Annotated in this window: 12 protein-coding genes and 1 pseudogene; 9 read left to right on the forward strand and 4 right to left on the reverse strand. The window is 58.9% G+C overall.

What is annotated here, in order from left to right; all coding sequences use genetic code 11:
• Positions 1 to 129: 129 nt before the first annotated feature.
• The 7 genes from ACOTX5_RS10860 to ACOTX5_RS10890 are packed head-to-tail and all read left to right on the forward strand — an operon-like array spanning position 130 to position 6958.
• The gene (locus ACOTX5_RS10860; protein ID WP_003857080.1) at positions 130 to 984 is read left to right on the forward strand and encodes a MurR/RpiR family transcriptional regulator; all 855 of its coding nucleotides are present in this window, start codon (positions 130 to 132) and stop codon (positions 982 to 984) included.
• A 12-nt stretch (positions 985 to 996) separates the two neighbouring features.
• Positions 997 to 1569, forward strand: a complete 573-nt coding sequence (ddpX, locus tag ACOTX5_RS10865) for a D-alanyl-D-alanine dipeptidase (RefSeq protein ID WP_017382319.1) — start codon at positions 997 to 999, stop codon at positions 1567 to 1569.
• A gap of 15 nt (positions 1570 to 1584) precedes the next feature.
• Positions 1585 to 3117 (forward strand): ABC transporter substrate-binding protein, encoded by a 1533-nt coding sequence (locus tag ACOTX5_RS10870; RefSeq protein ID WP_045911755.1) that lies wholly within the window; start codon positions 1585 to 1587, stop codon positions 3115 to 3117.
• A gap of 23 nt (positions 3118 to 3140) precedes the next feature.
• Entirely contained in the window at positions 3141 to 4163 is a 1023-nt protein-coding gene (locus tag ACOTX5_RS10875) for an ABC transporter permease (RefSeq protein ID WP_045911756.1), read from the forward strand.
• Positions 4160 to 5056 carry a D,D-dipeptide ABC transporter permease gene (ddpC, locus tag ACOTX5_RS10880; RefSeq protein ID WP_006810694.1) on the forward strand — a complete coding sequence of 299 codons (897 nt, stop codon included), beginning with the start codon at positions 4160 to 4162 and terminating at the stop codon, positions 5054 to 5056. Before ACOTX5_RS10875 ends, ddpC begins: the two co-directional genes overlap by 4 nt.
• Positions 5053 to 6039: an ABC transporter ATP-binding protein gene (locus tag ACOTX5_RS10885; RefSeq protein ID WP_045911757.1), complete on the forward strand. Its 987-nt coding sequence runs from the start codon at positions 5053 to 5055 to the stop codon at positions 6037 to 6039. The genes ddpC and ACOTX5_RS10885 overlap by 4 nt, the downstream gene beginning before the upstream one ends.
• A complete protein-coding gene (locus ACOTX5_RS10890) occupies positions 6032 to 6958 on the forward strand; it encodes an oligopeptide/dipeptide ABC transporter ATP-binding protein (protein ID WP_015570491.1) in 927 nt (308 codons plus the stop codon). The genes ACOTX5_RS10885 and ACOTX5_RS10890 overlap by 8 nt, the downstream gene beginning before the upstream one ends.
• Here ACOTX5_RS10890 and ACOTX5_RS10895 read toward each other — a convergent pair.
• Positions 6955 to 7704 carry an SDR family oxidoreductase gene (locus ACOTX5_RS10895; RefSeq protein WP_032648374.1) on the reverse strand — a complete coding sequence of 250 codons (750 nt, stop codon included), beginning with the start codon at positions 7702 to 7704 and terminating at the stop codon, positions 6955 to 6957. The genes ACOTX5_RS10890 and ACOTX5_RS10895 overlap by 4 nt on opposite strands.
• Before the next feature lie 137 nt (positions 7705 to 7841).
• On the opposite strand from ACOTX5_RS10895, the gene ACOTX5_RS10900 reads away from it, so the two are divergent.
• Positions 7842 to 8747, forward strand: a complete 906-nt coding sequence (locus ACOTX5_RS10900) for a LysR family transcriptional regulator (RefSeq protein WP_032653645.1) — start codon at positions 7842 to 7844, stop codon at positions 8745 to 8747.
• A gap of 23 nt (positions 8748 to 8770) precedes the next feature.
• On the opposite strand, the gene ACOTX5_RS10905 is transcribed toward ACOTX5_RS10900, so the two are convergent.
• Together ACOTX5_RS10905 and ACOTX5_RS10910 are read right to left on the reverse strand one after the other, a co-directional pair.
• A complete protein-coding gene (locus ACOTX5_RS10905) occupies positions 8771 to 9199 on the reverse strand; it encodes an OsmC family protein (protein ID WP_003857069.1) in 429 nt (142 codons plus the stop codon).
• Positions 9200 to 9268: 69 nt separating this feature from the next.
• Positions 9269 to 10156: a LysR family transcriptional regulator gene (locus ACOTX5_RS10910; protein WP_023303768.1), complete on the reverse strand. Its 888-nt coding sequence runs from the start codon at positions 10154 to 10156 to the stop codon at positions 9269 to 9271.
• Positions 10157 to 10267: 111 nt separating this feature from the next.
• On the opposite strand from ACOTX5_RS10910, the pseudogene ACOTX5_RS10915 reads away from it, so the two are divergent.
• Positions 10268 to 11011, forward strand: a pseudogene (locus ACOTX5_RS10915) (MBL fold metallo-hydrolase); the annotation flags it as partial.
• A gap of 16 nt (positions 11012 to 11027) precedes the next feature.
• Here the strand turns inward: ACOTX5_RS10915 and ACOTX5_RS10920 are convergent.
• Positions 11028 to 11129 (reverse strand): hypothetical protein (locus ACOTX5_RS10920; RefSeq protein WP_223230349.1); only part of this gene is annotated, 102 nt, incomplete at its 5' end.

An 11129-nucleotide genomic window follows, 5' to 3' on the forward strand; every position in this document is an offset into this window, starting at 1 on the left:
TTAAACAAATATTGCATTAACTTTGCTGCACAGCGCGTTTTCGCCGCAATGTGAACATGGCACGCGTCCTGCATTGTTAATCCGGTAACAGAAATTTGTCCTTTGACAGCCAGTTAACAGCGAGGCGGTATGACGACCAAACCTGAGGTGTTGAGCCGTATCGAAGCGACCTTTAGCCAGCTCACCCCGAGCGAAAAGCGGGTGGCAAGCTGGATGCTGGCGCACGTCGGGCAGATCCCCTTCGAAACGGCAGAGAGCGTGGCGCTGGCCACGGCAACCAGCGGGATCACCGTCGGACGCTTTCTGCGCAAGCTGGGCTACCGCAACCTGGACGACGCCAAAAAAAGCCTGCGCGATCCCCATCAGCCCTGGGGCATTAACGAGCGTCTCGACTCCTGGAAGCAGCAACAGCCGCTGTCGGATCGCCTTCAGCACTCCCTGTCGCTGGAGGTGGACGCCATTGCCCATGTCTACCAGCTGGCGCAAAGCGAAACGTTCAGGCAGGTGGTCCAGCAACTTACCCATGCCGACGCCGTCTTCGTGCTGGGGATCCAGTCCACGCGCGGGATCGCCAATGCGTTCTTCAGCCATCTTGAGTATCTGCGCCCGCGGGTGAGCTATTCCGAAGGGCTCTCCGGTAGCTGGGTGGAGTCGCTTAACTCCGGCTTTGCTAACCCGTATATCGTGCTGACGGATACCCGCGCCTACTCCGCCATTGCCCGCCAGTACTGCCGCGTGGCGAGCGAAAAAGGCCTGGCGATGGCGCTGATCACCGATATCTGGTGCCCGTGGGCTCGGGATTATCCGATTGATTTACTCCAGGTGAAGACCGATACCGGCCATTTCTGGGATTCGCTGGCGCCGGTGAGCTGTCTCTTCAACCTGCTGCTGTCGGGCGTTGTGGAGGCGCTGGGCGATGCGCTGCCGGAACGTCTGGCAATCAACCGACAACTACAACAAGAGTTTGGTCAATTTGAACGCTAAAGGAGCGGAGCTATGCCTGAAGAGAGTCAACTGATTGATGTGGCGAAAACCTTTCCCACGCTGCATATCGATCTGAAATACGCGACCGCCGATAACATCACTGGCCGCCCGATCTACCAGCACGCCGCGTGCCTGTTGCATACGGATGCCGCCACAGCGCTGGCGAAAGCGATCAGCATCGCCGCGCTGGCCGGTCTGAAGCTGGTGGTTTACGACGCCTACCGCCCCCAGCAGGCGCAGTCGCAACTCTGGGATGCCTGCCCCAATCCGGAATACGTGGTGGATGTCGCAATTGGCTCTAACCACAGCCGGGGCACCGCCATTGACGTCACGCTGATGGATGAACACGACAACGTGCTGGATATGGGCGCCGGGTTTGACGAAATGCACGACCGTTCTCATGCCTGGCACCCTTCCGTTCCGCCCGAGGCGCAGCGAAATCGTCTGCTCCTGAACGCCGTGATGTACGGCGGCGGTTTTGTGGGCATCAGCAGCGAGTGGTGGCATTTCGAACTGCCGAACGCCGCCAGCTACCCGCTGTTAGATGACCAGTTCGCCTGTTATCCGACCACACACTCACTCTAATTCTGGAGCCCGGCCATGAAAACTACGCTGCTTACATCCCTGATTGCCGCTACGCTCGCCCTGAGCGCCCCTCTCGCGCTGGCGGCGGTGCCAAAAGATATGCTGGTGATTGGGAAAGCTGCCGATCCGCAAACGCTGGATCCGGCGGTCACTATCGATAACAACGACTGGACGGTGACCTACCCCTCGTACCAGCGTCTGGTGAAATACAAGCCTGGCACCACGGAGGTGGAAGGCGATCTGTCGACGGGCTGGAAGGCGTCTGACGACCAGAAAGAGTGGACGTTCACCCTGGCAGATAATGCAAAATTCTCCGACGGCACGCCGGTGACCGCCGAAGCGGTCAAGCTGTCGTTTGAACGTCTGCTGAAAATTAATCAGGGACCTTCCGAAGCGTTCCCGAAAGATTTGAAAGTGGACGCGGTGGATGAGCATACGGTGAAATTCAACCTCAGCCAGCCGTTCGCCCCGTTCCTCTACACGCTGGCCAATGACGGCGCGTCGATCGTCAACCCGGCGGTGCTGAAAGCCAATGCCGCCGACGACGCGCGCGGTTTCCTGGCGCAAAACACCGCGGGTTCCGGACCGTTTATGCTGAAAAGCTGGCGGAAAGGTCAGCAGCTGGTGATGGTGCCCAACCCACACTGGCCGGGTGAAAAGCCGCACTTCAAGCGCGTCTCGGTGAAGATTATCGGTGAAAGCGCCTCGCGTCGCCTGCAACTTTCCCGTGGCGATCTGGATATCGCCGACGCCCTGCCGGTGGATCAGCTTGCCGCTCTGAAGCAGGAAGGCAAAGTGACCGTGGCGGAATACCCGTCCCTGCGGGTGACCTACCTCTATCTGAACAACAGTAAGCCTCCGATGAATCAGGTGGATTTGCGCCGCGCGGTCTCCTGGGCCACCGATTATCAGGGGATGGTGAAAGGCATTCTCAGCGGGAACGGCAAGCAGATGCGCGGCCCGATCCCGGAGGGCATGTGGGGCTTCGATACGAACGCCATGCAGTACAGCTTTGACGAGGCTAAGGCCAAAGCGGCGCTGGAGAAAGTCAACGATAAACCGGCCAGCCTGACGTTCCTCTACTCCGATAACGACCCGAACTGGGAGCCTATCGCCCTCTCCACGCAGGCGAGCCTGGGCAAGCTGGGGATTAACGTCAAGCTCGAGAAACTGGCGAACGCCACCATGCGCGACCGCGTCGGCAAAGGTGATTATGACATTGCGATTGGTAACTGGAGCCCGGACTTCGCTGACCCGTACATGTTCATGAACTACTGGTTCGAATCGGACAAAAAAGGGCTGCCGGGTAACCGCTCATTCTATGAGAACAAAGAGGTCGATGCATTGTTGCAGGCGGCACTGAAAACCACCGATCAGGCGGAACGCACCAAAGATTACCAGCAGGCGCAGAAAGTGGTGATTGACGAGGCGGCTTACGTTTATCTGTTCCAGAAGAACTACCAGCTGGCGATGAACAAAGAGGTCAAAGGCTTCACCTTTAATCCGATGCTTGAGCAGGTCTTTAACATCGCCACCATGAGTAAGTAACGGCCCACGCCGGGGGGAAGTGTATGACGTACTGGAGCATCGTGCGCCAGCGCTGCTGGGGGTTAATTCTGGTGGTGGCCGGTGTCTGTATTATTACTTTTATTATTTCACACCTGATCCCCGGCGATCCGGCCCGCCTGCTGGCCGGTGACCGCGCCAGCGATGAAATCGTGCAGGGCATCCGCCAGCAGCTGGGGCTGGATCAACCGCTCTATATTCAGTTTGGCCGCTATGTAGAGGCGCTGGCGCACGGCGATCTGGGCACCTCCATTCGTACCGGTCGCCCCGTTGCGGAAGATTTGAAATCCTTTTTCCCCGCCACGCTGGAGCTGGCCTTCTGCTCTTTGCTGCTGGCGCTGGTGATTGGCGTACCGCTGGGCATTTTATCGGCGGTGTACCGTAACCGCTGGCTGGATCACCTGGTGCGACTGATGGCGATGACGGGCATCTCGACGCCTGCCTTCTGGCTGGGACTGGGGGTAATCGTTCTGTTCTACGGGCAACTGCAAATTCTGCCCGGCGGCGGCAGGCTGGACGACTGGCTCGATCCGCCTGCCCACGTTACCGGCTTTTATCTGCTGGACGCCCTGCTGGAAGGCAACGGCGAGGTGTTTTTCAACGCCCTACAGCACCTGATTCTACCCTCCCTGACCCTGGCCTTTGTGCATCTGGGTATTGTGGCGCGTCAGGTGCGTTCCGCGATGCTGGAGCAGCTGAGCGAGGATTATATTCGTACCGCCCGCGCGAGCGGGTTGCCGGGCTGGTACATCGTGCTGCGCTACGCCTTACCCAACGCCATGATCCCCTCCATTACCGTGCTCGGGCTGGCGCTGGGCGATCTGCTGTATGGGGCAGTCCTTACCGAAACCGTGTTTGCCTGGCCGGGAATGGGAGCCTGGGTGGTGACCTCCATTCAGGCGCTGGACTTCCCTGCCGTCATGGGCTTCGCGGTCGTGGTATCGCTGGCCTATGTCTTCGTCAATCTGGTGGTGGATCTGCTGTATCTGTGGATCGACCCGCGAATCGGGCGCGGAGGTGCCGAATGATGTTAACTCAGGAAACGCCCGTCCCCGTCAGCACCGCCAAACAGCGCATCAACTGGGCAAAGCTGTTCTGGATGTTACGCAAAAGCCCGCTCACGCTGATCGGCGGGGTGATTATGATCGTGATGCTGCTGATGATGGTGGTCTCGCCGTGGATAGTCCCGCACGATCCGAACGCGCTGGATCTGACCGCGCGATTGCAGGCGCCTTCAGCCCAGCACTGGTTTGGCACCGATGAGGTAGGCCGGGATCTGTTCAGTCGCGTGCTGGTGGGCAGCCAGCAGTCCATCACGGCGGGGCTGGCGGTGGTGGTGATTGCGGGCGGCATCGGTTCTCTGCTCGGCTGTTTGTCCGGCGTACTCGGCGGGCGCGGCGACGCCATCATTATGCGTATCATGGACATTATGCTCTCCATCCCCTCGCTGGTGCTGACGATGGCGCTGGCCGCCGCGCTCGGCCCAAGCCTGTTTAACGCAATGCTGGCGATTGCGATTGTACGCATTCCGTTTTACGTGCGGCTGGCACGCGGGCAAACGCTGGTGGTGCGCCAGTTCACCTACGTACAGGCCGCCCGCACCTTTGGCGCATCGCGCTGGCACCTGATCAGCTGGCATATCCTGCGTAACGCCCTGCCGCCGCTGATCGTTCAGGCATCGCTGGATATCGGCAGCGCCATTCTGATGGCCGCCACGCTGGGCTTTATTGGATTAGGCGCGCAGCAACCCACCGCCGAATGGGGCGCGATGGTGGCCGTGGGGCGTAACTACGTGCTTGACCAGTGGTGGTACTGCGCGTTTCCGGGGGCGGCAATTCTGATCACGGCAGTTGGGTTTAATCTGTTTGGCGATGGTCTTCGCGACCTGCTGGATCCCAAATCAGGAGGGAAGCAGTCATGAGTGATTCCGTATTATCAATTGAAGATTTGCACCTGAGCTTCCCCATTTTTCGCGGTGACGTCCACGCGCTCAATCACGTTTCGCTGGAGATTGGCCGGGGTGAAATTGTCGGCGTGGTGGGCGAATCTGGCTCGGGAAAATCGGTCACTGCAATGCTGGCGATGCGCCTGCTGCCGGAAGGCAGTTACCATGTTCACCATGGCCGGGTCACGCTGCTCGGGGAAGATGTCCTGAATGCGTCGGAAAAACAGCTTCGTCAGTGGCGCGGCGCCAGGGTGGCGATGATTTTTCAGGAGCCGATGACGGCGCTCAACCCCACGCGCCGGATTGGCAGGCAAATGGTGGAGGTGATCCGCCAGCATCAGTCGCTTTCCCGCCGCGACGCGCAGCAGAAGGCGATCGCCCTACTGGGCGAGATGCAAATCCCGGATGCGGCACAGGTGCTGGATCGCTATCCGTTTGAGCTTTCCGGCGGCATGCGCCAGCGGGTGATGATCGCCCTTGCCTTCTCCTGCGAGCCGGAGCTGATCATTGCCGATGAGCCGACCACCGCGCTGGACGTGACCGTTCAGCGTCAGGTGCTGCGTCTGCTGAAACACAAAGCGCGCGCCAGCGGGACGTCGGTGCTGTTTATCAGTCACGATATGGCGGTGGTATCGCAGCTTTGTGACCGGATGTACGTTATGTACGCGGGCAGCGTGATCGAAAGCGGCAGCACGCAGACTTTGATCCACCATCCTGTACACCCCTATTCGATTGGCCTGCTGCGGTGTGCCCCGGAAAAGGGTGAACCGCGCGAGATCCTTCCGGCCATTCCCGGCACGGTGCCTAACCTCAGCCACCTCCCGCGCGGATGTGCTTTTCGCGAGCGCTGTTTTGCTGCCGGAGCGAAATGCAGCGAAACGCCGCGCTTAATTTCCACGGGCGCAGAAGGCCAGCAGGCTGCCTGCTGGTACCCACAACAGGAGACACGCCATGTCTGAGGTACTGCTGGAACTGGATAGCGTGCATGTGAATTTTCCTGCGCGCAAAAACTGGCTGGGGCGCGTGACGGAGCAGGTACACGCCCTCAACGGCATGGATCTCCGGATCCATCGCGGCGAAACGCTGGGCGTTGTGGGGGAATCTGGTTGCGGAAAGAGCACGCTGGCGCAGCTGCTGATGGGCATGCTCAAACCGAGTACCGGTGCCTGTCAGCGCGCGAATGCGGCAGGCGGTATGCAGATGGTATTTCAGGACCCGCTCTCGTCCCTCGACCCGCGTTTACCCGTCTGGCGCATCATTACCGAGCCGGTGTGGATACAGCAACGCCGCAGCGAACGGGAGCGTCGTCAGCTGGCTGAGACGCTGGCGCAGCAGGTGGGCATTCGGGCGGAATATCTTGACCGCCTGCCGCATGCGTTTTCGGGTGGACAGCGCCAGCGCATCGCTATTGCCCGGGCGCTCTCTTCGGATCCGGACATAATCGTGCTGGATGAACCCACCAGCGCGCTGGATATTTCCGTCCAGGCGCAGATCCTCAATTTGCTGGTTGCCCTGCAACAGCAGCGAAATCTGACCTACGTGCTGATCTCGCACAACGTCTCGGTGGTCCGGCACATGAGCGACCGGGTGGCGGTAATGTATCTGGGGCAGATCGTGGAGCTGGGTCCGGCGGACCAGGTGTTGGGCAAGCCACGGCATCCGTATACGCAGCTGCTGCTTGACTCCGTTCCCCGTACCGGAGAACCGCTGGACGAAGATCTGGCATTACGCAAAACCGATCTCCCCGGTAATCGCCGCCTGCCCGATGGCTGCTACTTCCGCGACCGCTGCCCGCTGGCAGCTGAAGGATGCGAACGGCCGCAGCCGCTTCAGCCCGCAGCCGGAGACCGAAGCGTACGCTGCTGGCGTAACCGCTAGATTTGCGCCATCCCGCCATCGACAAACAGCTCCGTGGCGTTTATAAAGCTGGCGGCATCGGACGCCAGAAACGCCACGGCTTTTCCGACTTCGCCCGGCGCGCCCAGGCGACCCAGCGGCACCTGGGCCGCCAGCGCATCGTATAATCCCTGACGCTGTTCTTCGGGAACCAGATCGCCAAGACCGGGCGTTTTCACGGGGCCAGGGCTGACGACGTTGACGCGTATCCCGCGGCCCTGTAAGTCCAGCGCCCAGGAGCGGGCAAAGTTACGCACGGCGGCTTTACTGGCGCTGTAGACGCTAAAATTCGCCGTCCCCTTAATTGAAACCGTCGATCCGGTGAGGATAATGGATGAACCAGAGGAGAGCAGCGGCAGCGCTTTCTGGACGGTAAACAGCACGCCGCGCACGTTGGTGGCAAAAATCCGGTCAAACTGCTCCTCGGTGATGGCGCCCAGCGGCAGCATGTCGCCGCCCCCGGCGTTGGCGAACAGAATATCGAGTCGTCCCTCTTCTTTAGCAATCTGCGCGTAAACCTCATCCAGATCGGCCATTCTGGAGACGTCCGCGCGGATAGCTACCGCCGCGGCGCCAATGTCTGCCCGCGCAGCATCCAGTTCGGCCTGACGACGTCCGGTGATATAGACCTTCGCTCCCTGCGCCGCCAGCTCCTGTGCCGTTGCGAGACCAATACCGGTGCTGCCGCCGGTCACCAGAGCGATTTTTCCTGCAAGCGTTGTATTCATACTCATAACCTTCTGTTGTGATGTAAAAGAGGAGCGTTTGCCCGCGTCAGGCAGACTTTAGATCTTGCAGGATTCGTGATAAACGGGCAAAAATGAAAATGAATTTTCACAGCAGGAAATAATCAGAGGAGATCTGTGTGGATCAGCTAATGGCAATGCGCGCCTTTACGCGGGTGGTTGAATCCGGAAGCTTTACCCGAGCGGCAGACTCCCTGAACATGCCGATAGCTACGCTGAGTAAGCTGGTAAAATCACTTGAAGCGCACCTGGAAACACGGCTGCTGCATCGTACTACGCGCCGGGTGGTCACGACGGCAGAAGGCATGGAATACTACGAGAAAGCGCTGCGGGTATTAATTGATATAGAGGACATTGATACCGCCTTTCGCGCATCGTGCTGCACGCCTAAAGGCCATTTGCGTATCGACGTGGGGGGGTCAACCGCCCGGGACGTGTTGATCCCCCTGCTGCCGGATTTTTTTCAGCGCTACCCGGACCTGCGCATCAACCTGGGGGTAGCCGACCGTCCGGTAGACTTAATCAGTGGAAACGTAGACTGCGTGATCCGCGGCGGCCCGCTGGATGACTCTTCGCTTATCGCCCGGCATATCGGTGACGCCCGGATGATAGCCTGCGCGACGCCGGGCTATCTTAAGACCCACGGCATCCCTGCCTATCCGCAGGAGCTGCGCAACGGCCATAAGCTGATTAGCTACCTTTCCCCCGTTACCGGACGCGCATTCCCGTTTCGGTTTCTCGATCGGGATGAACCGCTGGAGATCAGCGTTCCGCACCATCTTGGAGTCAATGAAAGCAACGCACACCTGGCCGCGGCGCTGGCGGGTTTAGGGATTATTCAGACGTTTGGCTATGCTGCGAGAGCGCATCTGGAAACGGGCGCGCTGGTAGAGATCCTGAGCGACTGGCGTCCTAAGGCGTATCCTTTTCACGTGGTCTATCCACAGAGTCGGCATTTAACACATCGCCTGAGAGTGTTTATTGCGTGGCTTGCCGAGGTCTTCCCTGCGGCGGTGAAAGGTTAGCCGGGCATTTGCCCGGCCAGGTATCAGTTCAGTTTGTAATCCAGCGTGATTTCGGCTTTCAACAGCTGCGACACCGGACAACCCGCCTTCGCTTTCTGAATAATGCCGTCGAACTGCTGCGGATCGATACCCGGTACCGTCACCTTGCTTTGCAGCGCCACTTTGCTGATGGCAAAACCACTGTCGGTTTTATCCAGCGAGACATCCGCCGTGGTATCGATGGAGTCGGCGGTATAACCCGCTTCGCCCAACATTAGCGACAGGGCCATAGAGAAACAGGCCGCGTGCGCTGCGCCAATCAGCTCTTCCGGGTTGGTCCCTTTTTCGCCCTCGAAGCGGGTGTTAAAGCCGTAAGGTTGCTGGTTAAGGACGCCACTCTCTGTTGAGACCGTCCCTTTGCCGCGTTTGATGTCGCCAGACCAGTGTGCTGAACCGTGCTTATGAATCGTCATTCTTGCTCTCCTTTTGGCTTACAAAGGGATAAGTATAGGACGCATAATCCATTTTGCAGGGAAGACAGACTAGTCCGAGCGCGTGGCAAGGTGGTTTGCCAGCGCGTCGAGGAACACACGCTGCGCCGCAGGCTGATAGTCTCGCGACTGATAAATACCAAAAATACCGATTGGTTTTGGCGTAAAGGCGCTGAGCACCGGCACCAGGCTGCCCTGCCTTAGCGCCGCGTCGGCCTCGCGCTCGGGCAGCATGGCAATACCACAGTGGTTTATCGCCGCCTCCATCAGCAGTGACGAGATGCTGGCGCTGAGATTGCCGCTGACCGCCGTCGTGATCGGCTCCCCTTCGGGCGTCAAAAAACGCCACGACTGACCGGCAAAAAAGCTGTAATGCAGGCAGTTGTGCCGTGCTAAGTCCTCCAGCTGCTCTGGAACGCCCCGGCTGGCAAGGTAGTGCGGCGAAGCGCAAAGTACGGACCGACACTCTCCCAGTCGGCGGGCGATCATGCCCGGTTCGGGGTTATCGGTGATGCGGATCGCCACGTCAATTCGCTCGCCCACCAGGCTTACCGGATGGTTGTTAACATCCAGCTCAATGCGCAGCTGAGGGTAACGCTGCAACAGATCGGGCAGCACCGGAGCGATAATCTGCATCGCGGTGAAATGCGCGCAGGCGACGCGAAGCGTGCCTGAGGGTAAATCCTTCACTGACTGATCTTCAATTTCCTGAGAAATTTGCGAGAGCGTACGGGTCTTTTGCAGGACCTTCTCTCCTGCCGCCGTCAGCGTCAGCTTGCGGGTGGAGCGGTTCACCAGCCGCGCCCCGGCCCACTTCTCCATCTGCTCCAGATAACGGCTCACCATCGGACGGGAGATCCCTAGCGCCCGCGCCGCCGCGCTTAAACTCCCCAGCTCACAGATGCGGTTGTACACCTGGGCGGCAATAACGCGATCCATTTTGACCTCCATTTGCTCGATTTATGAAACTAAGCATCTCCTGTTTCAGGAATTCTGGCAAATGAAGAGATCCGTACAATAGAGACTTTCCTGAAGAACAGAGACATGACCATGACCATCGCCCGCCTTGCTTTGCTGACAACCCTTTTCACTCCGGCCGTCTTTGCCGCGCCGTTGACCGTTGATACGTACAACCCGCAGGAAAAAGGCATTTTTGCCGTTTCTTCCACCCTGGTGTCTGGCCCGAAAGAGGCGGTACTGTTTGACGCCCAGTTCAGCGTGAAAGATGGCGAAGCGCTGGTAGAAAAAATTCGCCACAGCGGTAAAACGCTGAACAAAATCGTGATCACTTCCGGCGATCCGGATTTCTATTTCGGCCTGCAACCGCTGGTGAAAGCCTTCCCTAATGCCAAAGTTGTCGCCACGCAACAGGTGGTGGACCATATCAAGGCCACAAAAGACGCGAAGCTCGCCTTCTGGGGGCCACAGATGAAAGACGGCGCGCCGACGCAGCTCTACGTGCCGCAAGTGCTTGCCTCAACCACCTTTATGATTGACGGTGAGAGAGTAAATATTGAAGAGCCTGAGAGCTATGCGGCGTATGTCTGGATCCCATCCGCAAAAACCATCCTCGGCGGCACGGGCGTCTCATGGGGCATTCACGTCTGGACGGCAGATACCCAAACGCCGGAAAGCCGCAAACAGTGGCAGCAGACGCTGGATAGCATGGCAGCCCTTAAGCCCGAACACGTTATTCCGGGCCACTACCTGGGGACACCGCCAGCAGGTACCGGCGCTATCGACTTTACCCGTCGCTATCTACAGCAGTTTGAACAGGCCCTCACGGCAGATAAAGCGCTGAGAGATCCCCTCATAATTTCCCCAAAGCGTAACCATGTGTGAATAAATTTTGAGCTAGTAGGGTTGCAGCCACGAGTAAGTCTTCCCTTGTTATTGTGTAGCCAGAATGCCG

This window comes from Enterobacter cloacae complex sp. IR5441, assembly GCF_049238215.1.
Lineage (GTDB): Bacteria > Pseudomonadota > Gammaproteobacteria > Enterobacterales > Enterobacteriaceae > Enterobacter > Enterobacter hormaechei_C.